The sequence below is a fragment of the Daejeonella sp. genome (genome assembly GCF_017495225.1).
Taxonomy (GTDB): Bacteria; Bacteroidota; Bacteroidia; order Sphingobacteriales; family Sphingobacteriaceae; genus Daejeonella.
In genome coordinates this window covers 47,956-74,186 of the sequence record NZ_JAFEIG010000002.1, presented here as the reverse complement: position 1 = coordinate 74,186, position 26,231 = coordinate 47,956, and the positions used below count along the sequence as shown (strand labels likewise).

Genomic DNA, 26,231 nt, shown 5'->3' with positions numbered 1-26,231 from the left:
TATTTATATTTGTAATATTTCTATAATTTTATAAAAGTCTGCATGAGAATCAAAGCTCTAATAATTATACTTTTAACTGGTCTTATCTTTTCCTTTCAACAAGGTTTAGCCCAAAATATATCGCTCGATAAACTTCAAGCTATTAAAGTAAACCAGCTCTCAGATTCTCAAATTACAGAGGCATGGAAAAAAATAGAAGACCTTGGATTAACTGAAAAAGACGCCTACAAACTTTTGGAGCAAAAAGGTATGGATCCAATAGAAATTAATCTTTTTAAAGAAAGAATTAATGTGCTTGGACTCAATAAAGGTGGCGTTAAAATCTCTGAAATAAACAAAAAAGACAATATTGACTTTAGTAGAGACACCTTAAATATGGTTAAAAAACCAAAGGCTATCGCTCCTGTAAATACCGATCAGTTTTCTGATTTAAGCATTTTTGGAACCGATTTCTTTAACCAAACAAACATCAAATTTGACCCCGACTTTAATGTTGCAACTCCAAAAGGCTATATTCTGGGTCCAGGAGATGAATTAATCATCTTACTAACCGGACTCAATGAAAGTAGCGTCCGCACAAAAATTAGTCCGGAGGGCAGACTTCAAATTCCCTATGCTGGCATAGTATTTTTAAATGGTTTTACCATTGAGCAAGCAACATCAATTATAAAAAAGAAAATGGTTACTGTCTATCCCGCATTAAATAGCGGTCAAAGTCAGCTGAGCATAAATTTAGGAAACCCAAGAACAATAAAAGTTACTCTTGTAGGTGAGGTTAAAACACCAGGTTCTTATACAATTACTTCCTTAGCAACACTATTTAATGTTCTTTATCATTCAGGCGGACCAGCAATAAATGGCTCTTTAAGAAATATCGAAATTATCAGAAATAACAAAATTTATAAGACAGTCGATTTTTATACTTTTTTACAAAAAGGACTAATGGAAGGAAATATACGCCTTGAAGATCAAGATGTTATCAATTTCCCTATTTACAAAAAGAGAGTAGCCATTAAAGGTGAGGTAAAAAGACCAGCAATTTATGAGCTAAAAGCTGAAGAGCAATTGGATGACTTAATTCAATATGCGGGTGGTTTTACAGATATAGCCTACAAAAGCATTGCTAAAATTGATCAAATAAATGAAAAGGAAAGAGAAGTAAAAGATGTTCCTGCCAATTTGTTCAGCAATTTTGTACCTAAAAATGGAGATATCATACACATTGGCTCAATTCAAAACAGATACGCAAACCGAGTTAATTTACAAGGAGCAGTAAACCGACCAGGGACTTATGAGCTAAGTGCCGGCTTTAGCCTTTCAGCACTCTTGAAAAAAGCCGAAGGCTTAACAGAAGACGCCTATTTAGAAAGTGCCTACATCAAAAGAACACTCCCTAACTTAGATAAAGAACTAATTTCTTTCAAACCTTCTGAAATTGTTAAAGGACTAAAAGATATTCCCCTACTTAGAGAAGATTCTGTTGTTATTCAAAGCATATCTGAATTCATAAGCGATCAGTACGTAGTTATTAATGGGAATGTGAGAAACCCAGGAAGAGTGCTCTTCCGTAAAGGGATGAAACTTTCGGATTTAATTGCCATGTCTGGCGGACTAAACGAGCAGGCGGCGGGTCATAATATTGAAATATCAAGAATCATAAAAAACAAATCTGATAGCGTAGCAAATCAACTGGTAGAAACATTCAATATAAATATTGATAAAGCTGAGGCAGATATTGAGCTTCAATCAATGGATTATGTGAATGTTCCGCGACTCGTAAATTTCAGACCTCTAGGTAATATTAGCGTAACTGGTGAAGTTTTATTCCCAGGAGAATATGCAGTACAAAAGCGTGATGAAACAGCATTAGATTTCTTAGAAAGAGCTGGCGGAATTAACCCTTACGGTTCTTTAGAGAGTACACAAATTTATAGAAATGGAATTAGAGTAGATCTTGATTTAAGTAAAAGCAATTTAGATGCAAGAGCGCGAGAAAGCATGATCTTACTACCTGGCGATAGTCTATATGTGCCTCGAGTAATCTCATTTGTAAAGGTTTCTGGTGCCGTTAGCAATCCTCAATACATCAGTTATCAAGGGCGAAGGTTTAAATACTACATTAATTCTACTGGTGGAGCAACGGAAGATGCTTTCATGAAAGGAGCCTATGTTCAATATCCAAATGGCTTGAACAAGCCAGTAAATAACTTCCTCTTTTTCAGAACCTATCCTGCAGTTAAACCTGGAAGTACAATTACTGTCCCAAAGAGGAATCCAAATAGTAAATTCAGACTCGGCTTTGCCGAAATATCTGGCATCACATCGGCTGTGACGGCACTTATCGGACTTATCGCAATTTTAAATAAATAAAATGAGTAAGGAAATATACCCATATGAACCTGAATTTTCATTCAGAGATATCTTTGAAAAACGAAAGGCAGATTTTCTTTACTTATGGCAATCTCGATTTAAAATCATAGCTATCTCTATTTTAGGAGCTGTATTCGGAATAGTTTATGCTTGGCTAAAACCAATTAGCTATACCGCAAAACTTTCATTTGTTGTAGAGGAAGCCAAAGGTGGTAGCGGATCATTAATTTCTGGACTTGCCGGGCAATTAGGATTCGATATTGGTGGGATTTCTGGAACAGGAGGAGTGCTTGCTGGCGACAATGTTCAGCAATTACTTCGAAGTAATAAAATGATTAAAAATACGCTGCTTAGCCCCTATGATGAGAAAAGCAATATCACCATTGCCGATCAATACGCTAAAACAGCAAAATTAAGTCAGACCTGGGGCGATAAGTATAATAATGGTACAGCCATTAACTTCCCAGCCAACCCAGATTCATATTCAAGATTACAAGATAGTTTGCTGCAAGTAATCATCCTAAGAATCAAAGAAAAAGAACTTGCCGTTGGAAAAACTGATAAAAAACTAAGCTTCTTCGAAGCCTCAGTAACCATGCACAATGAAAAAGTTGCGCAGCTATTTACTTTAAGATTAATTGATCAGGCAACCAATTTTTATATTGAAACAAAGACCAAGCGTCAAAAAAACAATATTAATCGCTTGCAAGCACGTGCCGATAGCATCGAAAACTTATTAAACCGTAAAACCTATACGGCCATAGCAGCAAATGAAATTATGCTTGATAAAAATCCTGCCTATGTTACACAAAATGTAAACATCGAATTAAAGCAGAGAGATAAAACTGTGCTACAATCAATTTATACAGAGATAGTAAAAAATTTGGAGGTAAGTCGCACCTTGCTCCTACAAGAAACCCCTACATTTCAAATAGTTGATGAACCTGAACTCCCCCTTTTAAAGAACAGAACAGGATATTTAAAATCAATAGTTTATGGGATGATGATTATGGGATTAATTGCTTGCCTCTATGTTTTGATTACAAAATCTAATTCATCAAAGCTTTAAATTACTTCCATTTACCACGAAAAAAACTTCTCAAGGCAATTTTCTTTTCTAAATAGGACTTAGCCTTCAACTTTATGAATTTTTGAAGTAAAAGGTCCTGTTCTTGACTAAGCTCCTTGTTAAAGGCCTGATAAAATTCTGCAACAAAACTAATCTGATCTTCAAAAAGATCATTTTGCTTGAAGGACCTTTTTACCTCATGCCATAATCTTTGGAACCGAGTCATTTTACTTAAACTGACTAAATCAGTAGCATTATTAGTGTGCTTTCGATATAAAATCAAAGATTCTGGCACAACCGATACCTTCCCAAAAGTATAAGCAATTAATGACATCCAAGTATCATGATTTAAAGTCCCCTGCTCCGGAATACTAGGAAAATAAGCCCTCATTTTAGGATTCATCAACATGGTACAGCCATTTACAAAACAACCAAATAAAAGCGTTTCTAAGCAGTGCTTATAAGTACTCTGACCCAACTCATCCCTAAAAGATGGATTTAAGACGTTTAAGTTTTCATCTACAAGAACCAAATCGGAATAAACCATACTTGGCCTATTTACCTCATCAATTTTGAGTAAAAGCTTAGCCGCCGACTCAATTTTAGTGTCTAGCCAAATATCATCTTGATCGGATAAAGCGATATAATTTTCAGGAGCTGTGAGCGATACCGCACGCTTAAAATTGCCAATAAAGCCCAATCGTTCGGCATTGACAAAAAATTTTAAATCACCCCTCGACTGATATTTTTCAAGAATTTCTTGAGTGCCATCAGTAGAATTATCATCACAAACAATAATTTCGGCAGGTTTTAGCGTTTGAGAAAGTATAGAATCAAGCTGCGCCTCAAGATATTTTGCTCCATTATAAGTTGCTATGGCAACAGAAATTGGTGGATAAATAAAAGATGGCGGCTCACTCTTCATCATTTCAGCAATAAGCGGTAAAAACAGAATAAAATTTATTAAAAAACAAAAATACCTTTAATTATCAAAAATATCAGCGCACATTTGATAGAATAATGCCAAACAAAAAGCCTCACATCCACCTCTTACAAATTAACAAGAAATCGTAGCTTTGAAAGAAAATGAAAAATTTTGATTGGTAGCTTTCCCTTTTTTCAATTTTAATGCACACATTTTTGGGGCTAATTTATAGATGAAGCAAAAAAAAACCTTTACAACTATATTTACCGATGCGGAGAACTTTCACCTCGTTAAAGATGTAGGTCAGCTTCCCTATTTTATGTTTAAAACAGAGGGCTTTCATTCCAATCTTGTGAGCTATAAAAATACCGAAAGTTATAGCTTTCTAAATAAAGAAGTAAAAGGCTTAGAATTAACATTGATCCCCAAAAAAGGACGAATATTTTATTTTGAGATTGGCATTTTAAGCTATCTATTATCCCACTCAAAAACAATCGATGTATTAAATCTATTCCATTTTAAAAAAGGGAATTTCCTCTATCTTCTTATCTATAAATTGCTTAATCCTAAAGGTAAATCTTATATCAAACTAGATATGGATATCCTCTTCTTTAAAAAGTATAACTCCTTTTTCTTCTCCAATTATAAAATCAAAAACTATTTTCTTCAGATTCTTACAAGCTGGATTTTTAAATTCACTGATATCCTATCCGTTGAAAGTGAAGATGCAAAACAATATCTGCTTCAAGTTTATCCCGAATTAAAAGATAAACTCATCTGTATTCCCAATGGTATAGATGATATATCCATACAACAAGAAATTTTAGTTAAGCCATATCAAGAGAAAGAAAATATCATCCTAACAGTAGGAAGAATTGGAACAGATCAGAAAAACACCGAATTACTTCTTGATGCATTAAAATTAATCGATTTAAAGGATTGGAAAGTGTATATCATAGGGCCAATTGAAGAAGAATTTAAATCACATATAAATACTTTTTTCCAAGAGCTTCCTCAGCTAAAAGATAAAGTGATTTTCACTGGAAACATTAGCGATAGGCTTGAATTGTTCGATTGGTATAATAAAGCTAAAATATTTTGTTTAAGCTCCAGACATGAGGGCTTCCCTATCGCCTTTCCAGAAGCACTTTACTTTGGAAACCACATCATAACTAGCCCCGTATCAAGTGCTAAGCACATTACTGAAAATGGCCAGTACGGAATAATTGCTGAACCCACTGCACAAGACTTTGCTATGGCAATACAAAAAAGTATCGCTCCAAATTATTTATCTGAAGAAAAATTTAGAGCCATTAGGGATTTTTCGATGAATAATTTCGTGTGGACTAAAATTGTTAAAAAACTAGCCGAAAAACTGAATAGCTAATGCAAAAAGAATTACTGAAAAATTCGGCGGTATATGTAGCAGGAAGCATGATTGTACAAGTACTAGGCTTTATCGGTTTAGTATTTTTGATGCGATACCTCCCCATCCCTGAATATGGGAAATACATTTATATCATCGAGTTTATTTCAATATTTGCCTTTTTCGCTGATGGTGGCTTTACTCAGCACATCATTAAAGAAAGTAGTCAGAATCCCGATAAAATTCAAAGTATCTACTCCAAAGCACAATCAGCACAAATACTAATCAGTGCGATTATGCTCCTTTTAATTGTATTATTCAGTTATACCACAAATTCGACCACAGATTTCTATTTACTTATTGTCTTCGGCTTGAGCGTGGTTGCTAGCAGCCTGTTTGCGCCCATGCTTGCCATTCTTATTGCATCGGACAGAAAAGACCTTGTCTTTTATAAAGACATTACTCTGAGCGCCTTAAAATTACTATTTATGCTCTTTGGGATTTACTATAAAGCCCCACTTCAATATTTTATTTTCTTAGGATTTATCAACTGCATTGTTCTTTCACTTCTCTTAATTTATACCAAGCTAAAAAAAGAATTCTCCTATTTATTTGAAATAAAAATTGACTTTTCATCAAGCTTTTCATTTATTAAACAGGGACTATTATTCACTGTTTTAATGGCCGCAAATATCATTTATAATAAAATTGATATTGTTATGCTAGAAAAAATGGTGGGCAGCACAGAGGTAGGATATTATTCGGGGGCAACACGCTTTATTTATCCTTTCATGTTCATCTCAGGGGCATTCATGACTGCCATTTTCCCAAGCTTAGCTAAGTATTCACAGCAAAAAGATAAATTCAATCGTATTCAGTATATCGCACTTTACTATTTAGGCGGAATTGGTATATTGCTAAGCAGCTTTCTATTCCTAGGCTCAGATATCATCTTTAAATTCTTCTTTGAGCTAAAATATGATCAATCTATCCCCACATTTAAGGTATTAGTCTGGTATTTGGCAATTGTTTTTATCTACGGCTCTATCAGCAATAACCTGGTAGCCATCGGAAAAGTCAAATTCTTGGTTCTGCTAAACCTAATCATGATCCTAATTAATATCGCATTAAACTTCTTCCTCATACCTAACTATGGCGCATTAGGAGCAGCCATTGCTACTATCGCATGCGAAATTTTAATACTTATTGCTGCAAGTATTTATTGGATTTATATAAAAAAGAATAGAATTAAAAGCGATAGGTTAAACCAAAACTCGCTTGATAATTAATTCGATCCCAGCCAGTTACAAAATATGCCGTTGGTCTATTATATAAAACATATTGATAGTTTAATGAACGTACCACAGTCCCTTTTGCACTAAGAATAAAGTTTTTAAAGTCCCAATCTAGAAATGCAGAAGCACTCATATCTACATAATGCTTTCTATAATCCGGCGGATTGATAAACATCTGATAATAAAAATCGTTGTTGTGGAGATAGCGTTCTCCTTGAACACCAATACGCTTTAGGCCCTTCACCCAGCTAATATTAAGGGTTTGCAAATTACTACCGGGACCAATTCCAGCACCTAGCACCTGCCCATTATGCGTATATCCTTGTCGGATATTAGTGCTAGTGTACCATCCACCCTTAACAGGTACATAAGCTTGTTGTAATTCTGTGAACTCTAAAAACACTTGCAAAAATTCAGCACGTCTTCTGCTCCAAGGGAATAATTTCCTTACGCCCCACATATAGGCTGCATTTCTATCAGGCTCCTTCAAGAAATCTCCAAAAGACTTTTTACCCTGATGGCCATACTCGCCATAAATCTCAGCATGTGCCTCCTTTAATACCCATCTAAAAAAGAGCGTAGAATAGCGGTCTCTGGCTTCTGCTGCCAATTTACTTTCAAAAGGCTGAAGGAGTGGTAAAAAATCTGCGGGACTCTTACCCGAATCCTGATTATACATCTGCGAAACTCGGCTAGCTCCAATAAATAGTCCCGGAGTCCATTTCGGATTGAAAGTAAAAACCAATCCCGAAAGGTAACGCCAATCATCGCGCTTCGGAATATATAGCGCCTGTTGCTCATAAACTCGATTAACTTCCGGAGGTAAAACACCCGAATTTTCTAGCCGACCTGCAATAATTTGCGCCTCAAATGAACCAATTTTGGTTTGAACAGGACGAGAGGTATTTAATGTTATATGCTTAAATCCCGGTGCATTATTCGTCATAATTAAGGAATTCCTATGCCCTGGTCCCCACCACAAATTCTCATTAGATAAACCAATAGAAACAGGATCAAATGTTAAGCGAATACTTGACTGACCCCAATTCAACTTATTATAAACCTCATCGTTAAAACGATCAGTAATCTCAGAAACATTATAATATTTATCATAATAATTTGCCCAAACTATATCAAATTGCTCTGCTGCAAAACCATCATATTCCAAATTTTCAGCATTGACATACTCTGGTTTAAGTTGAATACTCAATGGACCATATTGAGCATAAACACCCGTACTTAAATGCGTTTGAATTCCCTTTGATGGAATCATGGCTCCATCATTCCAACCATAAGGAAGTAGCGAATTATACTGACGCTGATAAGTTATAGGAAGCAAACGAATAACACCTTTGCCTCCATGGAATTGATACTTATTACTGATATACAAAAGATCTAAAACCTTTTTTACACTATCAACTGAAGCTTTAGTCTCCATAAATTGATTTCCATCATTAGAAATAGGACGGATAGTAAATGAGCTAAGTGAATCGCTTTGACCCAATAATTGTGATCTACGGTAGGCATCCTCCAATACGGGAGTGCCAACAGGTAATGTCTGACTAAATACCTCCAAAGAAGCGAATAGCATCAAAAGCAAAAAATTCCAAACTCTATTTAGTGGCATAAAGCTATTTAAGTTCAATGGTCATTATTTTAAGGTTGTCAACAGACCAACTCTCATTACAGTTTTTATTAGGCAAATCTGAGTCTTCTAACTGGGCATAACAACCCAATTCAAAACTACTCTCATGATGCTCAATGGTACGAGTAATTCGGTACATACTTGTCCCTCCTTTCTTATCGCTTAATTTACATGCACCCGGTAGGTCAGTTTTAATCGCATTACTATTGGGCTTATTGTTTATAAATAAAAAGCCTGTATTAGGATCATAATTGGGCTGCAAAACAGGATAAGATTGCCTGTAGTCTGTAAATAAACCATTGGCAAATGTTGCATAAACGGCACTCCAACGATCAATATTCATAATCCAAATATCCGGACCCTCGGGCTTCACAGTATTACCATCCCAGGTATCATGAATGTACAAATCAAAAGTTATTTGCATCATGTTATGAACTGGCAAGTCCTTTAAATTTAAAGTAAAACCATGTTGAGAATATCTTCCCAATACTTTAGTCCCATTGTACTTCTCAACCTTACCATCTGTAATATTGGTAAGTAACTCTCCCTCAAAATCATTAAAATATACAACCGTATCTTTTTGTAATCCTTTGCAAGACATCAAAAAAAAGATGCTGAATAATAGTATAGAATATCCTATAAAGCCCCTTCTTAGAGATATTTGGTAATCTCGTTTATTTTTAGTATATTCCATCAGACTCTTAATGTTTAAAACCTATACATTATTCCAAGCTCGGCATTGATATGAAAGGCATTCTTATTTGGCGAACCATAAGGGCCCGACAGCCATTGGTAATTAACCGATTGTATAGCCTGTAATTTAGCATTCAAAAGGAAGTTTTTATAATCCCATGTGGAAAGTGCAGCAGCACTAAAATCTACCCACTGACCTAATCCATAGGCATTTGCAAGGTCTCCATTATGCTCATAACGCTCAAATTGTAGTCCTATTTGCTTTAATGATTTAACCCAGCTTACTTGTAGGGATTGGAAATTACCCCCCGGACCAATACCTGCTCCCAAAACCTCACCACGATTGGTATATCCATGATATACCTGACTATGGGTGTACCATTCACCCGCATCTCTAACAATACGATCAATAGATTGCTCCAGATGTGAAAGCTCGAAAGCTATTTGTATAAACTCATCCTTTTTGCCTTGATAAGAAACGAGCTTATTCATTCCTAAGGTATATACTCTAGCATGCTCTGGAGCATTAAGGAAATCACGTAAATCATAAGCATGATCGTTTAAGCCATATTCGAAATAGAGTTCAGCTTTTGATTCTTTAAATAACCAACGTGCAAATAATGAGGTAACTTGGTCTCTTGCCTTTGCATCCTCATTTGTATTCTTTTTTTGAAAAGCCTGAAAAACTGGAAAATAATCGCCAAAACTACCATCGTTCTCTTTGCTATAAATTTGAAAACCACGGGAAAAACCTACAAATATTCCAGGCAGCCAGCGTGGCTGATAGCTCAAAACCATACCTGATAAATATCTCCAATCTTCGCTCCTCACATTTGAAAAACCAGACTCCTCCAATTTTCCTGCTACTATTTGAGTCTCAAAAGAACCAATTGGCGTTCTTATTGGGCGAGTAGTATTCAAGGTTAAATGCTTAAATCCTGTGGAACTATTACTCATCAATAAGGAGTTTTTAATCCCTGGACCCCACCACAAATTCTCATTCGATATCCCAAGAGAAACAGGATCAAAACTTATACGAAAACTACTTTGTCCCCATAATAATTTGGAATAGGGATCCTCTCCAAAACGAACGGGTAGGTCTGATGACCCATTATGCGACTTAAACTCATTAAAATCGGCATTAGCCGCATAAATATATTCCGGTCTTAATTGCAGGCTTATCGGACCTAATTTTGCAAAAACACCAGCAGAAATAAGCGATTGATAACCTTTACCGGGAATCATAGCTCCATCATTCATATGATAAGACGGATGACTGTTATAACGCTGAAGCAAAGAAACAGGGAGTATATGTAATCCATTTCTATTCTTTGATCTTTCAGAGCTAAGGCTCATGGGTAAAAATAAATTATTGAAATTTTCAGCCGAAATAGTATCTACAGAAAAAGGCATGGTGGGCCTTACCGTAAAAGAAAGATTAGGGTTCAGTTCTCCACTTAATTGGGCTCTTCGCAAATAATCATCCACGGCTGGAGTGCCTAATGGGATGCTTTGAGAGAAGGCAGAAAAAGTAACAAATAGGCTTAAAAAAACAACAAATTTGATTCTCGACATATAAATTTAATGTTATTGTTGTTTGATATAAATGAATAGCAATAGGAAAAAACTTATTCTTCCAATACGGGAATAATTACCCCATCCAACTCCTCATAAATGGAATTATTACTCTTAAACTCTGGGACAAGCTCCTTCATCATCATAACCACCCGGCGATCTTTATACTGCGTACTCACCTTTATTAAACTAGCGATGGAAGCACTCACTGTTTGAAAATCATATTCCCTCACTTGTGCCACCATGATTTTTTCATGATGTGTAGGCTTCGTATTTTCAAGATCATTTAATAGCTCTTCGTACAGTTTTTCTCCTGGTCTTAAGCCCGAATATTCAATGGTAATATCTTGATTTGGCACCAAACCGCTTAAACGAATCATTTTCTTGGCTAATTCAACAATCTTCACCGACTCGCCCATATCAAAAATAAAAATTTCGCCACCCTCGCCCATTGAACCAGCCTCAAGCACTAAGCGACAAGCTTCCGGAATGGTCATAAAATAACGTGTAATATCTGGGTGAGTTACGGTTATCGGTCCGCCACGCTCAATCTGCGCCTTAAAACGCGGAATTACCGAACCATTAGATCCCAATACATTCCCGAAGCGGGTGGTAATGAATTTAGTTTTTACTTCGCCTTCTTTATCGTTCAAATGACTTAATCCATTGGAGTAAATGGTGCTTCCTTTTTCCCTAAAAGAGTTGAAAAGCGACTGCACATAAATCTCAGCAATACGCTTAGAAGCACCCATCACATTGGTTGGATTTACTGCTTTATCGGTAGAGATCATCACAAATTTATCTACCCCATATTTTACAGAAAGATCAGCAATGGTTTTGGTTCCCAATACATTCGTTCTTATCGCTTCCGAAGGATTATGCTCCATCATAGGCACATGCTTATAAGCTGCGGCATGATAGACATAATGTGGCTTAAAGGTTTGGAATAGTAAATCCATGCGACAATTATCTCGCACATCACCAATATAAGTATGGAAATTATTCTCGAGATTCATTTCTTCTAACTCGAGTTGTAATTCATGCAAGGGGCTCTCCGATTGATCGTTCAAAACAATCATTTGTGGATGGAATTTGACTAATTGACGTACAATTTCAGAGCCAATAGAACCTGCAGCTCCTGTTACTAAAATACGCTTCCCTTTTATCTGATTGCTAATAATATCATTGTGAATCACAATAGGTTCCCTTTCCAGAAGATCCTCAATTTTTATTTGCTGTAATTGCTTAGCATTAGGCTGTCCATTAATCCAAAAACGTGCCGGTGGCAAGGTTAAAACTTTAACATCTTTTTCCAGACAGATATCAACAATTCTGTTTTTATTCTGTGGCGGAATATTATGGCTAGCAATAATTAAATCCTCAATATTTTCCTCTGCAAACAAGCTTCTAAATTCATTAGTATGGTATATTTTAATACCATCAATAGACTTCCCCGACTTACGTGGATCATCATCAATAAAAGCAATAAGAGCCATATTTACTTTGGTATCATGATCGAGGGTACGCTTTGCAGCAATGCCCATTTCGCCAGCACCATAAATAACAACCCGACGTTTATCCATGCGGAAATTCTTCATGTACATGAAGAAATATTTGACCATCACGCGATAGGTGAGTAGGAAAAGAAAGCTAGTTAAACCATTGATAATCAGGACAACATTCGAAACATAAGGCAACTGACCAAAACTAACTAGCAGCAGATTGGCAATGAAAAAGAATCCATTGCTGATGATAATGGAAAATAGAATGCGGAAAGAATCCTGCGCACTGGTATAGCGAATAATGCCGCTATAGGTCTTAACAGCCAAGAAAACAATGCTATTGAGTAGCGTAAATAATAGAATATTACGACTGAATTCAGCGCTATCAATTTCCGTGATATTGAAATTATATCTCAAGAAATAGGCAAAACCTAAAGAAAAAATACAGACAAGCAGATCCAGACAAAAGATGATCCAACGAGGTACTATATTTATTTGACTAAACAAGGCTATTTATGGTTTCTAAATGACAAATATAGGATAATTAACAAATTATTTAATTAACAAAAAGCAATTAAAATTTGAATGTTAAAACATTAAATCTAAGAAATATTTGGGATAAAAAATAATGTAACAACTAGTACCAGCCAGCTCGTTCGTTTTTAACATGCCAGGCTTGTCGCGATGTTAGCAAATAATGTGAAACCCGTCCTCATTTCGAACACTCAGCTAGGAAAGTGGATCTAAATAAGAACGTGATGAGTGGAGAAATCTCATTCGGGTAAAAAAATATTAATGAATAAATAATGACCTTTTTTAATAGCCTGTCACCCTGAACTTGATTCAGGTTCTCCATGCCACACGTTAATCTTAAATAACACATCTTGACTGGCATGTTCGAGATCACACAGTGGTGATTTGATACTAGGCGTAAAAAAATAAGCTCTGAAAAATTATAAATAAAGCTCAATCATAAGCCATATAAAGCTAAAAAAAATCACAAGATGAGCTATAAATAATATTATTTTGAGCTCTAATATAAATAGAGCCCATTTTTTATTATATTAGAGCTCATAAAAAAGATCTTTTGAGCTATATAATGAATAAAAATGAGCCACAAATGAAAAATTTGGATACCATAATCTTAGAATTTCTCGAAAACAATCCTTTAAGTTCCTCTAAAGATATATATGATGGAATATCAAGCACTAAAGGATATGCTACCATAAAAAGGAGCCTAAATAACCTCATTGAACAAAATTATATTTCTAAAGAAGGTAAAGGAAAGGGAACAAAATATCTGTTAAGTACTTCTTACTCAATTATACGCAAGATTGACATTGAGGAGTATTTCACCCAAGATATAGATGACCGCAAAATACAATCCTCATTTAATTTCAAGCTCATTAGTGAGATATTGCCGAAGGTTGAATTATTCAGCCAGAGTGAATTGGAAAAACTTCAATTGCTTCAAAAGCAATTTCAAAACAACATTAACTTATTAAGTTCTTCCCAATATGAAAATGAATTAGAAAGATTAGCAATTGATTTAAGCTGGAAATCCTCACAAATTGAAGGCAATACCTACTCTCTACTAGAAACAGAAAGATTGTTAAAAGAAAAGCTGACAGCAGATGGAAAAACAAAGGAAGAAGCCGTTATGTTACTCAATCATAAAGAAGCCATTGATTTTATAATCATGCATCCAGATTATCTAAACCCAATAAAAGTTAATCGCATTGAAGACATCCATAGCATACTTGTAAAAGAGCTTGGGATCAAGAGAAATATTCGGAATCACCGGGTTGGTATTTCGGGCACCAACTATAAACCATTAGACAATGAACATCAATTAAGGGAGGCCTTGAACCTGATGTGTGACTTGGTTAATGTAAAACAAAATGTTTTTGAAAAGGCCTTGCTACTTTTGGTACTTTTATCCTATTTACAAGCATTTGATGATGGCAATAAAAGGACGGCTAGGATTGTCAGTAATGCCTGTTTAATCCACCATAAACATTGCCCAATTTCATTTAGGACTGTTGATTCTATCGAGTATAAAAAAGCTATGCTCTTGTTTTATGAACAAAACAACATTTCGGCATTTAAAACTCTTTTTATGGAACAGTTTGAATTTGCAGTCAATACTTATTTCTAGCATTAAATTTATTTGAATTTTTTTATAGCCTGTCACCCTGAACTCGATTCAGGGTCTCCATGCCACACGCTTATCTTAAATAACACATTTAGATTGGCATGTTTATAATGACAAGGTGGTTTTTGTCGTTAGGTTAAAACATATTCAATATAATTTCTCATTACTAATAAATATTATATGCTTTAAAATATAATATATGCATAATCTAATATATTATATGTAATTAGATATATTATGACTATTTTTGATAAAATAACTGCAAAAGCATATAATGAAACTGCTAAGTACCTTTCTCAAAGAAAAAAGAAAACAAGCTGGACTTACGCAATTAGAATTTGCGGAAAAAGCTGGTGTTGCGCTCACAGTAATCCGAAAAATTGAACAAGGCAAGGGGAACCTCAATTTAGAAAAGGTAAACCATGTGCTTTCCATGTTTGGATATACTCTGGCACCTATAGCCTACAAAGAAATTGAAATAAATAAAAGCTTAGATAATGAGAACAGCTGAAATATTCTATCAAGACGTACTGGCTGGTATTTTAACAGAAACAAATGAAGGTCATTTCATTTTTCAATATGATGAACACTATATAAATAATCATCCTAATCAATTTTTAACATTCACTATGCCAGTAAGCAAGTATCCCTATTATGAAAAATACTTGTTTCCTTTTTTTGAAGGACTTATACCCGAGGGATGGCTTTTGGATGTTGCGAAAACTCATTATAAAATCAACCCAAACGATCGAATGGGTTTATTATTAGCATGCTGCCAAAATTGCATCGGAGCCGTAAGCGTAAAACCTTTAAATCAAGCAAATGAATAAGAAATGTTTATACTGCTATGGTGAATTGGCAGAAGAGCAATTTAATTACCACCCAAAATGTAGTCTGGCTTTTTTTGGCAGCAAGACACTTCCAATGTTAAACTATTCTTTAAACGAAATGAATGAGTTGGCTAAAGAGGTGGTTTCTCATCATATCGCCGTACCAGGAGTACAGCCCAAACTTTCACTTTCGCTAATTAATGAGACATTAAACCAAAAAAATGTCACAAGACTTACCGTGGTGGGAGCATTGGGTGGAAATTATATTTTCAAACCCCCTTCAAGCAACTACCCTGAAATGCCAGAAAATGAACATCTAACGATGAAAATTGCGGAGCTATTTGGTATCCAAATTGTTCCATCAAGTTTGATAAAGCTTAATTCTGGTGAATTAGCATACATCACCAAAAGAATTGACAGAACCATGGAAGGTCAAAAAATCCATATGCTCGATATGTTTCAAATTACTGAAGCAGTAGACAAATACAAGAGTACAATGGAACGAATAGGCAAAGCATTGCGACAATATTCAGCAGAAACACTTATGGATCAATTAAAATATTTCGAGCTGGTTATTTTTTGCTTTTTAACTGGCAATAATGATATGCACTTGAAGAACTTTTCCATGATCCAAAAGGATGGGAATTGGGTGCTATCTCCTGCATACGACTTGCTTAATGTGAATTTGGCAAATCCATCTGATAACGAGGAATTGGCACTTAGCTTAGAAGGAAAGAAAAGAAAATTAAATCGTCAACATTTTGAAAGATTTGGTAGCAACCTGGGGCTGAATAACAAACAGATACAGAATATTTTTAGCCGGTTTGAACAGAAAAAATCAATGGCAAAATATTTAATTGACGTATCGTTTTTATCAGAAGAAAGTCGTGATAAATATTGGGAAATTATGGGGAATCGGTTTAAATCACTTCAATAACATATCACCCTGAACTTGATTCAGGGTCTCCATGCCACACGCTTATCTCAAATAACACATCTTGACTGGCATGTTCGAGATGACGCGGTGGTGGATTGACTTTAGGAGTAAAAAAACAAAAAACTATTCTTGAACTTTAAGATTCTTTATAATTTTAGTAAAATAGTCTTGAGACCAAATCTCTAACTCATTCGGATATTGAATAAACCTGATTATGTCTTCTTTCACGTTTTCAATTTTAGTAGCATTGATTTTTGAATGTAACAAATCCAATAATTGGTTTTTTGTGATCGATTTTTCTGACCAATCACCACTTTCACTTGCTCTCTGGCAAAAATGCTCTAAATTCAGCTCTACACCATTTCTGATATACCATTCCATATCATACCAGTCTCTTCCCTTCACCCTATTCTTCCACTTACGAAAAAGTAGCGCATGCATTTTACCAGCGAACAAATTTGGCAAGGTGAAACAATTTACATAAAATGAAAATGGTTTTGTAAGTAATAAATTTTCTGTTTCAAAATTAAGTGGTGGATCTGTATCTACCTCAATTTTAATCTTAATACTTGGCTTTAATGGAAGTTTAATTTGAGGGATAGTGCTTTCAAATATTAACTCGCTCCAGAGTGTTTCTGACTTTAAAAAAGCAGAATCTATATTAGATGTATTGAATTTCGTTTTCTGCTTTAATGATATGTGCATCCCTAAAGCATTAAATTCATTTACCACAGAACTAAAAAATGGCTCCAATTCAAATTCAGCATTCTTTTCCAATAATGAAAAATCTAAATCTTCTGAAAAACGATTCAAGCCATGAAAAATTCTAAGAGCGGTACCTCCATAAAATGCAGCATGTTTATAAAAATTAGCCCTATATAAACCTGCAAGCGTAATCTCTTGCATTATTTCTCGCAAGGCTTGTTCCGTTTCTTGAATATTTTTTGGCTTATATGATTCAATCCAGTCCTTTATCATAATCCTGCAATGGCTTCAATTAATATTTTAATACTACTTCTCTTTGGACAAACTGGCAACCACTTTAGCATCTCACGTATGTTCAGCTCACGAAGTTGATCTTTTTCAATACGCAAATCTTCAACTAAAAAATCCAAAGCTTGTTGCCTACTTCGAAGATTGATTCCAGACGTTGTAATCACTTTATCACAGAGCGCTTTTTCTGGACTTGCAATCAAAACAGTCTGAGTTTCTGTTAAAGGTAATGATTGAATACCCAAAGGATAATAGGCTAAGGGCAAATGAGTGAAGCTATAGACTACATTTTGAGTTATAAATCTTTTCGATGTTTTAGGTGTCACGCTTGAAATCTCAAAAACTCGCTCAGGGATTAATCCCCAATAAAACAGGGCTGAATCAATTGATACATAACTTGGTCCATATAAATGATTTGCTATCAGAAAAGGCTCGGGAGCGTTTGTACTAACCAAATTAGTCGTTATATAGAGTCCTCTTCTCAGTTGATAAATAATTCCCTGATTGACCATTTCCATAATCTTGTCATAGGGCCGACTATACCCCTTTAGCAATCCAAGAAGTATTTGAGTGCTAATAGGCTGATCGCTAAACTTTGACAAATTCATTAAGTTATTCATTTGTCAAATATAAGAATACAATTCGGAAATTTTCCGAATTGTATAATAATTTTTAACACTTTTTGTAAAATAAAATTAGTTAATTCGGAAATATGATTTGGTAAAATCAAGAATAGTATTTTTTAGGACGATACACCTCCCGCATTTGACTCTAATTTATAGCTTGTCTACCTGAACTCGATTCAGGGTCTCCATGCCACACGCTCATCTTAAATAACACGTTTAGACTGGCATTTTCGAAATGACGCTGTAGTGAATTGACGTTAGGATTAAAAAACTATAACCTCCTAATGCCATTATTTAGCAGGAATACTAGCACTAACCTTTCCCTACCTCTCTTCCGCCTTGGCTGGTGCAGCAATGATTTACCCTGCCTAACCACTGCCTTTCATAGCATCAGACGCAGCGGTGGCATTTATTCGAATCTGTTTATTGTTTTTTTAAGGCTCTCATGGTCTCGGTGAAGGGCCTCGGCTTGGTCCTTTTCAGCTATTGGAAAAGGAAAGGCCCCCGCGGCTATGAGCGGAAATATCAATAACACAACAAGTGTGCTGTTAACAACTAAATTGAATACTCTTTCTTTTGAAGGCCAAAAGAAACAAAAGCCCATTTTTTCCACCAAGGCAGCTGGCTCATACCCACCACACACAAAAGCCAAAAGCGCACGGGCTGCGTTTTACTGAAGGGTAAAACAATGCCCCTCCCAAACGCGCAAGGCCCTCTTTCGCCTTTTGTTTTACTGCTGCTGGGGGAAAAAGCATAACGCCTAAATTCCTACACGTTTGTATTTATTTTATAAAAATAATGCTATTAAAATCTAACCCCATTATTTAGCAGGATTGCCAGCAAGTCCTTTCCCCACCTCTCTTCCGCCTTGGCTGGTGCGTCCCGGATATATTCCGGGATGACACCATAATCATTACTGTGTCCTTCCGGAATGATCCGGAAGCATCAGACGCAGCGGTGGCTGTTATTCGAATCTGTTTATTGTTTTTTTAAGGCTCTCATGGTCTCGGCGAAGGGCCTCGGCTTGGTCCATTTTTTCTACAGAAAAAGGAAAGGCCCCCGCGGCTATGAGCGGAAATGTCAAAAACACCACAATCGTGCTGTTAAGAAAAAAAAGATTTTCTGAACTTCCTCCCCCTACCCCCTCTAGAGGGGGACATGCACAACGCCTAAAATCCTAGTGCGCTTGACTTTAGTTTATAAAAATAATACTATTAAAAACTAACGTAATTATTTAGCAGGATTGCCAGTACTGTCCTTTCCTTACCTCTCTTCCGCCTTGGCTGGTGCGGCAATGATTTACCCTGCCTAACCACTGCCTTTCATAGCATCAGACGCAGCGGTGGCGTTTTGGTTCTTTTCAGCTATTGGAAAAGAACTAGGCCCCCGCGGCTATGAGCGGAAATGTCAATAACACCTCTATCGTGCTGTTAAAAAACAAAAAAACCAGAACATCTCTGCTTTGGTCTCCCTTATAAAAAAATAAAAAAATTAATGTTTTACCCCATCAACCTTCACCACTCTAATAAACGTTATCACTACAATCCTAAAATCAAACCACAAAACCTCTTCCTCAAATACTCCTCTTCCAACCTCACCTTCTCCTCAATAGATATCTCATCCCGGCCATTTACCTGCGCCCAGCCCGTTATCCCTGGCTTTAAATATCAACTCCCACTGCTACGCGCAATACCATTAAATCATCCTGATTATACCTTAATACCAACAAACATTATATCAGCATTAATAATGATTATCGAATTTGATAGAATATAAAAAAATTATATCTCGCCAAAACACATATTTTTTTATAGATTTGGCAAAATAAAAAGAATTGATATCTCGCCAAAACACATATTTTTTTTTGTAGATTTAATAAAATTCCCTAGACAACCCAAATAAAAAAATGAAATGGAAAGGATAATAGGAAGAGAAACCGAACAAAAACAGTTGAAAAATATTCTAGAATCACAAGAAGCAGAACTACTTGCGATATATGGACGACGTAGAATTGGCAAAACCTATTTAATCAGAAATGCATTTGCTAAGCAACTAATATTTGAATTTTCAGGGCTTCACAACGCTACACTTAACCAACAGTTAGAATTGTTTGGGAATGCACTTTCAAAAGCAACCGGATACCCAATTGCAACACCTACAAGTTGGATTCATGCATTCGCAATTCTGATAGAATATATAAAACCTCAAATCAAAAAAGAAAAGAAAGTACTATTTATAGATGAGTTTCCTTGGCTGCACACATCTCGATCGGGATTTATGCAAGCATTTGAAAACTTTTGGAATATGTGGGCATCAAAAGAAAAAAACTTAGTTGTTGTCATTTGTGGTTCAGCTGCCGCTTGGATGATAAAAAACATAATTAATAATAGGGGCGGGCTCCACAATAGAGTTACAAGAAAGATGCGACTTATGCCATTTACACTTTTTGAAGCGGAAACCTTTTTAAAAAATAGGAAAATTATGCTAGATAGATACCAGATAATCCAGCTATATATGATAATGGGCGGTGTACCCCAATATCTTAAAATGATAGAAAAAGGAGAAAGTGCTATGGCTGCTATAGATAGAATTTGCTTTACAAAGGATGGATTTTTAAATGATGAGTTTAAAAATTTATTTAATTCATTGTTTGATAATGCAATAATACATATGAATATTATTAAAGCATTGGCAAAAAAAGCGAAAGGCCTATCGAGAAATGAAATTATTGAAATATGTAAATTAAAATCTGGAGGAGGTATAACAGAAATACTAGACGAGCTTTATGAATCTGGATTCGTAAAAACGTACACCCCATTTGGTAAAAACAAAAAAGATAGTGTTTATAAATTAGTAGACGAATACACACTGTTTTATAATAAATTCATAGAAAATGGTAAGCTAAACGGGCCTGGCAGTTGGGCAAAATATTCAACAACTCCATCATGGATTAGTTGGAGTGGCTATGCGTTTGAAAATATATGTCTAAAACATATAAACCAGCTAAAGAGGGCATTGGGAATCGCTAGTGTTCATACAGAACAATCCATGTGGCGTTACCTACCAAAACAAGGAGAAAGTGGGGTACAAATTGATTTATTAATTGATCGTCAAGATAGGTGTATCAATTTATGTGAGATAAAATTTTCAATAAATCAATATGAAATAACAAAATCTTACGCAAAAGAACTTCAAGCAAAAATTGACATCTTTAAAGAAATGTCAAAAACAAAGAAAACCGTTTTTCTTACTATGATAACAAGTTACGGACTTAAAAATTCAGGGAATTACGTAGGACTTGTTCAAAATGAAGTTAAAATAGACGAATTGTTTAAATAATTGAAAATGGAAGGAATAGAACAAAATAACTTGTTATTACACCTTAATGACATCTGGAAAGAAAAAGAAAAATGCAGATTACTTAAAGAATCCAAAAGGTTTTCACCCAACGACGTACGAAACACATATTTTAGCCTAATTATGCAAATAATTAATGATTATTATACTGGAATGATTGAGCCTTATTTTATGAAGCGGCTTTCCATTCCATTTCAAAATGGGGTTCTTAGCCCTTATTTCCCTAGTTCTTTAGAAAATAAACTTTATTCAAACTTAGGTTTCCTTTGTGAAGATCAATATATAAAAACATGGCATGATCTGAAAAAAGTGGGTATTGTATCCAACTTATGGATTGTATTTGAAGATTCTATTGACATTATCTATTCTAAAATTGCTACCGAAGATGATGTGAATAATTATAAATATGCCCATTTTAATAGAATCAGAGGTCTAATTGAAGGGAAAATTAGTGAAGAAGATCTGAAACACATAAAAGCAAAATTGCAATCTGACTATATTGGAATTAACAATAAATATAATTACGTATTAAATTCTTTGGAAATTGAAAAATCAGAAGCTAAAGGATTAAAAAAATATAGAGAATTTTTACAATTCTTCAATGTTTTACGCAATACTTTACATACAAACAGCCGACCAATTAAGGACTTTAATTTTAATACATCAATTGGGAAATTCAAATTTGAAAAAAACAAGCATATTGATTTCTTTACCACTGATATACTTTACGCCTCTGTTGTAATGTTCATTGAAATATTTGATTTTATAAGAACTAAATTAAAATATGATGGTGAAATATTTAATTCAGCAACCTTAGTTTCTAGCGCGTATTAATCAAATTTTGAATTGGTATTTTTTATAAAATTTAAAATACGCTATTTGGAAATAAACAAACTGAAGATTCTCTATGTAATCATGAAATTCTAGTCTAATTTTTCTGAAAACAAAAAAACCAGAACTACTTAGTCCTGGTTATATCCATAATATCACCCTGTCATTCCGGGCCTGACCCGGAATTAATGTTTTACTCCATCAACCTTCACCACTCTAACAATCGTCATCACTACAATCCTAAAATCAAACCACAAAACCTCCTCCTCAAATACTCCTCTTCCAACCTCACTTTCTCCTCAATAGATATCTCATCCCGACCATTTACCTGCGCCCAGCCCGTTATCCCTGGCTTCAAATATCCACTCCCGCCGCCAAGCGTAATGCCATTAAATCATCCTGATTATAAAGCGCCGGCCTCGGACCCACAAACACCATTTCCCCCCGCATAATATTTATCAAATTAGGCAATTCATCTTTTGCATTAATTTGCTTATTTATTTTGTTCTATGAGCCAATTGATCCAATTATGAGCCAATCAAAACATAGGTTGTTCCTGCTCCAAATCTCCACTTCTGTCAAACAATTGAATTTTTCAACCTTTCGGTTATTCTCTCCTAGCGGTTGCTTTTGAAACACTATTTAAAGTCTAATAATCATTATTATTTATTTTCCCATTATCTTTTGTGAAAAGCACAGCTTTAATTTGTCGGTCACTTAGCCTAAGAGAAGTAAAATTGGGACAAAAGCAAATTGATGCAGCCGCAGAAAACTTATTAGCATTAAACGCTAAAATTGACGTCGAAAAAATGGGGAAAGCTTCTTTTTTGATGATTATAACTGGAGGTCAATTTGCTTATCAACGCAAAGATGGAGTTTGGGTGGTACCTATTGGTTGTTTAAAAGATTAGTCTATTAAATTTATTTAGGCTTTGTGTATGCTTAAACCGTATTTTTTTATTGAACATGAGAAAATAGATTATTTTTTTAAGGCGAGTCTGAAGACTCTTATCATTTATTAATCCGTAGACACCGCTGCGCTGAAGTCTAAGGACAGTGGGATATATTTGAAGATTATGATTTTTGATTGAAAGAATCTTCTATTTTTCTCACTGTAACCATTAATTCATTAAATGTTGGTATATCTCCATACATCATTTCCTTCGCCATTTCTTCATAGTCACTTTTTAATTTTATTAAAATTGCCTCTGAAGGAATTATTTTAATTTGACCAATACAAAGTGTGCTGTAATCGAAATGTCTTAGTCGAGAATATAATTTTCGATGTTCAATAATGTCTTCAATGAGCTCAATGTCTGCTAGTGTATTTGAATACTCTGCGTAAATGCGGTGTAGGTCATAGTAATGACGAGACATTCTATATGTTCTCATTTTACCCTTATCTTGACGATTGTATTCTTCATGCAATAACAAAATTTTCTCAATCAGCGTTCTACTGGGCTGAATAGTTGTAACCTGAAATGTCTCCTCTCCATAAATATCATTGGGAAAATACAAATTCAATAGCGTTTGCATCTGACGACTGTCATTTGGTTCTTTCCGCGAACGTACACTAAATTCAATTTTTACTCTATCCGGCAAATAAGGGTTAGGATCAAATAAGGATTTATAGTTGACATATATCGTTTGGGGATCTGTGTCAGGCATATCAGCTCTTACAGCTTCTATCTCAAGGGAATAGAATTCATTGGGGATTTGAAGTTTTTCAAACTGTGCCCACAACTCATTTGCAATTTCAACACTTGTAAATAAACATCCCTCTCTTCGAAGTTGCTCTACAAATGTTTTAGATGGCTTTTCTTTATAATGGATTCCAAATGCCTCCGAATTTAAAGCAATATCAATATCTTCAGAAAATCGATCTACAATTCCCCAACCTTTGCTCAGAGAAGTTCCTCCTTTAAAAGCAAAATACGTCGCAAACCTTGATGTGAACAACATTCTCAAAGCAAGGGTAACCCACCAATCTTTTTCAATTGCCTTGGGAGTTATTCCCGAATTCAATGAAGCTTGATTCAATGAGATTCTTCGAGAATTATCATCTAGTTTTTGAAGCCACCCAATCATACCATTTGTTTTACAAAGTTTTTAATTACAAAGTCACTAATTTTTGTTGGAGCTAACTTCAAATCATGCTTCAATTTTTTCGTATCTTCTTTTTTGAGTAAGCTGATTATTTTTTCTATCTCAGATTTAGAAAGCTGTTTTAAGTCCAATTCCTCTAAACCTAAAAACAGTAAACTTGAGATTGAGCCAAGCATTGCCAATTTTTTGCTTGTAGTAGGTTGGAAAATAATCGAGCTTTTTCCAATATTAATATTTTTCTTAGTTCCGTTAGTTAGAAAAACCATTTTCATTGGTACTTGAGTAGATAGTCCAATTTTATTCAATGCATGTTGTCCAGTAAGCATGATTTTCACATGCTCTTTTTTTGCTATTGATGTGGCAATCTCTTCTATGGATGGAAGCACTTCACCAAACACCTTATCATGAACAGCAGTCACATAAATACCTTGACCCATACGTATTAAAATTTTCTGCTCGACTAAACGAGAGAGTGCTTTCCTAATGGCAGCAGAAGTTCCCAAGTCTTTAAAATCTGAAGGCAGAAAGATCTGACCAGACTTCGACCGCTTAACTCTAGCTTGAATTTGACCAATTATTGACTCGTTCATGTCACAAATCTACGAATAATTGTGACAAAAAATCATTTTTCATAATATTGTTGAAATAGGGGTTAGCGCTCATTTTTCATAAAAAACAGTTAGTGCCTGTTTTCTCGACGGACGCTCATTTTTATATCCCATGTCTTACCCTAAGACAGATTTGCACAAGATTGAAAATGAAAAAATTATGGCTAAAATTGTAAACACAATACAGAACAATAAAATCATTCTAAACGCGGCTATGAGCGGGAATGTCCATAAAACCACAATCGTGCTGTTAATAACATTTGTGTTTCATAGCATGAGATTTCTCCATGCCACACGCTTATCTTAAATAACACATCTTGACTCGCATGTTCGAGATGACGCGGTGGTGGCTTGACGTTAGCCCGTCATTTCGAACACTCCGCTAGCACCGTGAATCTAAACAAGAACGTGATGAGTGGAGAAATCTCATTCGGGTATCTAAAAAATCTCATTATTTAGCAGGAATAAAAGCACTGTCCTAACCATACCTCTCTTCCGCCTTGGCTGGTGCGGCAATGACAACCCCTGCCTAACCACTACCTTTCATAGCATCAGACGCAGCGGTGGCTGTTATTCGAATTTGTTTATTGTTTTTTAAAGGCTCTCATGGTCTCGGCGAAGAGCCTCGGCTTGTTTCTTTTCAGCTATAGGAAAAGAAATAGGCCCCCGCGGCTATGAGCGGGAATGCCCATAAAACCAGAATTATCCTGTCAAAAAAATAAAAAAATAAAATTACAATTCCTCCCCCTACCCCCTCTAGAGGGGGACATGCATAACGCCTAAACCCAGGTAAATTGGACGGTAGTTTTTAAAAATAATACTATGAAAAACTAATGTAATTATTTAACTGGGTTGCTAGCACTGTCTTTACCTAACCGATCTTCCGCCTTGGCTGGTGCGGCAATGATTTACCCAGCCTAACCACTGCCTTTCATAGCATCAGACGCAGCGGTGGGGTTTTGGTACTTTTTTCCTACAGAAAAAGGACTAGGCCCCCGCGGCTATGAGCGGGAATGTCCATAAAACCACAATCGTGCTGTTAATAACATTTGTGTTTCATAGCATGAGATTTCTCCATGCCTCACATCCATATTAAATAAAACATTTTGACTGGCATGTTCGAAATGACGCGGTGGTGGCTTGACGTTAGCCCGTCATTTCGAACACTCAGCTAGCACCGTGAATCTAAATAAGAACGTGATGAGTGGAGAAATCTCATTCGGGTATCTAAAAAATCCCATTATTTAGCAGGAATAAAAGCACTGTCTCAACCACACCGTCATTCCGCCTTGGCTGGTGCGTCCCGGATATATTCCGGGATGACAACATAATCATTACTGTGTCCTTC

General features: G+C 35.4%; 23 protein-coding genes. 11 read left to right on the top strand and 12 right to left on the bottom strand.

The annotated features are described in order from the left end of the window. Positions 1 to 42 precede the first annotated feature (42 nt). Together QZ136_RS00555 and QZ136_RS00550 are read left to right on the top strand one after the other, a co-directional pair. On the top strand, positions 43 to 2,370 hold the full coding sequence (locus tag QZ136_RS00555; RefSeq protein WP_291399371.1) for an SLBB domain-containing protein: 2,328 nt from the start codon (positions 43 to 45) through the stop codon (positions 2,368 to 2,370). Position 2,371: 1 nt separating this feature from the next. Then, complete coding sequence (locus tag QZ136_RS00550; protein ID WP_291399370.1) at positions 2,372 to 3,439, top strand: Wzz/FepE/Etk N-terminal domain-containing protein; 1,068 nt, start codon at positions 2,372 to 2,374, stop codon at positions 3,437 to 3,439. Position 3,440: 1 nt separating this feature from the next. Here the strand turns inward: QZ136_RS00550 and QZ136_RS00545 are convergent, their stop codons facing one another. Next, positions 3,441 to 4,367 carry a glycosyltransferase family 2 protein gene (locus tag QZ136_RS00545; RefSeq protein WP_291399369.1) on the bottom strand — a complete coding sequence of 309 codons (927 nt, stop codon included), beginning with the start codon at positions 4,365 to 4,367 and terminating at the stop codon, positions 3,441 to 3,443. Positions 4,368 to 4,596: 229 nt separating this feature from the next. Here QZ136_RS00545 and QZ136_RS00540 point away from each other — a divergent pair, with 229 nt between their 5' ends. Then, the gene (locus QZ136_RS00540; protein WP_291399368.1) at positions 4,597 to 5,751 is read left to right on the top strand and encodes a glycosyltransferase family 4 protein; all 1,155 of its coding nucleotides are present in this window, start codon (positions 4,597 to 4,599) and stop codon (positions 5,749 to 5,751) included. After that, positions 5,751 to 7,019 (top strand): flippase, encoded by a 1,269-nt coding sequence (locus tag QZ136_RS00535; RefSeq protein ID WP_291399367.1) that lies wholly within the window; start codon positions 5,751 to 5,753, stop codon positions 7,017 to 7,019. The genes QZ136_RS00540 and QZ136_RS00535 overlap by 1 nt, the downstream gene beginning before the upstream one ends. Here the strand turns inward: QZ136_RS00535 and QZ136_RS00530 are convergent. The 4 genes from QZ136_RS00530 to QZ136_RS00515 all read right to left on the bottom strand — a co-directional run bounded on the left by QZ136_RS00530 (position 6,979) and on the right by QZ136_RS00515 (position 12,857). Beyond that, positions 6,979 to 8,652 (bottom strand): capsule assembly Wzi family protein, encoded by a 1,674-nt coding sequence (locus QZ136_RS00530; RefSeq protein ID WP_291399366.1) that lies wholly within the window; start codon positions 8,650 to 8,652, stop codon positions 6,979 to 6,981. The two genes, QZ136_RS00535 and QZ136_RS00530, sit on opposite strands and share 41 nt — an antisense overlap. Positions 8,653 to 8,656: 4 nt before the next feature. After that, positions 8,657 to 9,271, bottom strand: a complete 615-nt coding sequence (locus QZ136_RS00525) for a hypothetical protein (protein WP_291399365.1) — start codon at positions 9,269 to 9,271, stop codon at positions 8,657 to 8,659. Positions 9,272 to 9,378: 107 nt separating this feature from the next. Next, positions 9,379 to 10,938 carry a capsule assembly Wzi family protein gene (locus QZ136_RS00520; protein ID WP_291399364.1) on the bottom strand — a complete coding sequence of 520 codons (1,560 nt, stop codon included), beginning with the start codon at positions 10,936 to 10,938 and terminating at the stop codon, positions 9,379 to 9,381. A gap of 53 nt (positions 10,939 to 10,991) precedes the next feature. Continuing rightward, the gene (locus tag QZ136_RS00515) at positions 10,992 to 12,857 is read right to left on the bottom strand and encodes a nucleoside-diphosphate sugar epimerase/dehydratase (protein ID WP_363244537.1); all 1,866 of its coding nucleotides are present in this window, start codon (positions 12,855 to 12,857) and stop codon (positions 10,992 to 10,994) included. Between the two features lie 682 nt (positions 12,858 to 13,539). Here QZ136_RS00515 and QZ136_RS00510 point away from each other — a divergent pair. From QZ136_RS00510 to QZ136_RS00495, 4 genes are all read left to right on the top strand, one after another. Next, the gene (locus QZ136_RS00510) at positions 13,540 to 14,598 is read left to right on the top strand and encodes a Fic family protein (protein ID WP_291399362.1); all 1,059 of its coding nucleotides are present in this window, start codon (positions 13,540 to 13,542) and stop codon (positions 14,596 to 14,598) included. A gap of 271 nt (positions 14,599 to 14,869) precedes the next feature. After that, the gene (locus QZ136_RS00505) at positions 14,870 to 15,106 is read left to right on the top strand and encodes a helix-turn-helix transcriptional regulator (protein WP_291399361.1); all 237 of its coding nucleotides are present in this window, start codon (positions 14,870 to 14,872) and stop codon (positions 15,104 to 15,106) included. Next, a complete protein-coding gene (locus QZ136_RS00500) occupies positions 15,093 to 15,425 on the top strand; it encodes a HipA N-terminal domain-containing protein (protein WP_291399360.1) in 333 nt (110 codons plus the stop codon). The genes QZ136_RS00505 and QZ136_RS00500 overlap by 14 nt, the downstream gene beginning before the upstream one ends. Continuing rightward, positions 15,418 to 16,362: a HipA domain-containing protein gene (locus QZ136_RS00495; protein WP_291399359.1), complete on the top strand. Its 945-nt coding sequence runs from the start codon at positions 15,418 to 15,420 to the stop codon at positions 16,360 to 16,362. Before QZ136_RS00500 ends, QZ136_RS00495 begins: the two co-directional genes overlap by 8 nt. 123 nt (positions 16,363 to 16,485) lie before the next feature. Here QZ136_RS00495 and QZ136_RS00490 read toward each other — a convergent pair whose 3' ends face one another. The 3 genes from QZ136_RS00490 to QZ136_RS13435 all read right to left on the bottom strand — a co-directional run bounded on the left by QZ136_RS00490 (position 16,486) and on the right by QZ136_RS13435 (position 19,633). After that, the gene (locus QZ136_RS00490; protein ID WP_291399358.1) at positions 16,486 to 17,340 is read right to left on the bottom strand and encodes a nucleotidyl transferase AbiEii/AbiGii toxin family protein; all 855 of its coding nucleotides are present in this window, start codon (positions 17,338 to 17,340) and stop codon (positions 16,486 to 16,488) included. Then, entirely contained in the window at positions 17,337 to 17,975 is a 639-nt protein-coding gene (locus QZ136_RS00485; RefSeq protein ID WP_291399357.1) for a hypothetical protein, read from the bottom strand. The genes QZ136_RS00490 and QZ136_RS00485 overlap by 4 nt, the downstream gene beginning before the upstream one ends. Before the next feature lie 1,544 nt (positions 17,976 to 19,519). Continuing rightward, on the bottom strand, positions 19,520 to 19,633 hold the full coding sequence (locus tag QZ136_RS13435; RefSeq protein ID WP_363244560.1) for a hypothetical protein: 114 nt from the start codon (positions 19,631 to 19,633) through the stop codon (positions 19,520 to 19,522). 259 nt (positions 19,634 to 19,892) lie between these two features. Here QZ136_RS13435 and QZ136_RS00480 point away from each other — a divergent pair, with 259 nt between their 5' ends. Both QZ136_RS00480 and QZ136_RS00475 read left to right on the top strand, forming a co-directional pair. Next, complete coding sequence (locus QZ136_RS00480) at positions 19,893 to 21,320, top strand: ATP-binding protein (RefSeq protein ID WP_291399356.1); 1,428 nt, start codon at positions 19,893 to 19,895, stop codon at positions 21,318 to 21,320. Positions 21,321 to 21,326: 6 nt separating this feature from the next. Then, positions 21,327 to 22,172 carry a hypothetical protein gene (locus tag QZ136_RS00475; protein WP_291399355.1) on the top strand — a complete coding sequence of 282 codons (846 nt, stop codon included), beginning with the start codon at positions 21,327 to 21,329 and terminating at the stop codon, positions 22,170 to 22,172. Positions 22,173 to 22,401: 229 nt separating this feature from the next. Here the strand turns inward: QZ136_RS00475 and QZ136_RS13430 are convergent, their stop codons facing one another. Further along, positions 22,402 to 22,527, bottom strand: coding sequence for a sugar transferase (locus QZ136_RS13430; protein WP_363244532.1), 126 nt, complete (start codon positions 22,525 to 22,527; stop codon positions 22,402 to 22,404). Continuing rightward, positions 22,524 to 22,640, bottom strand: a complete 117-nt coding sequence (locus tag QZ136_RS13425; protein WP_363244530.1) for a sugar transferase — start codon at positions 22,638 to 22,640, stop codon at positions 22,524 to 22,526. The genes QZ136_RS13430 and QZ136_RS13425 overlap by 4 nt, the downstream gene beginning before the upstream one ends. A gap of 215 nt (positions 22,641 to 22,855) precedes the next feature. Here QZ136_RS13425 and QZ136_RS00470 point away from each other — a divergent pair, with 215 nt between their 5' ends. Beyond that, complete coding sequence (locus QZ136_RS00470) at positions 22,856 to 23,080, top strand: hypothetical protein (RefSeq protein ID WP_291399354.1); 225 nt, start codon at positions 22,856 to 22,858, stop codon at positions 23,078 to 23,080. Positions 23,081 to 23,243: 163 nt separating this feature from the next. Here QZ136_RS00470 and QZ136_RS00465 read toward each other — a convergent pair whose 3' ends face one another. Both QZ136_RS00465 and QZ136_RS00460 read right to left on the bottom strand, forming a co-directional pair. After that, positions 23,244 to 24,257 carry a nucleotidyl transferase AbiEii/AbiGii toxin family protein gene (locus tag QZ136_RS00465; protein ID WP_291399353.1) on the bottom strand — a complete coding sequence of 338 codons (1,014 nt, stop codon included), beginning with the start codon at positions 24,255 to 24,257 and terminating at the stop codon, positions 23,244 to 23,246. Beyond that, positions 24,254 to 24,865: a DUF6088 family protein gene (locus tag QZ136_RS00460; protein ID WP_291399352.1), complete on the bottom strand. Its 612-nt coding sequence runs from the start codon at positions 24,863 to 24,865 to the stop codon at positions 24,254 to 24,256. Before QZ136_RS00460 ends, QZ136_RS00465 begins: the two co-directional genes overlap by 4 nt. Between the last annotated feature and the right edge of the window lie 1,366 nt (positions 24,866 to 26,231).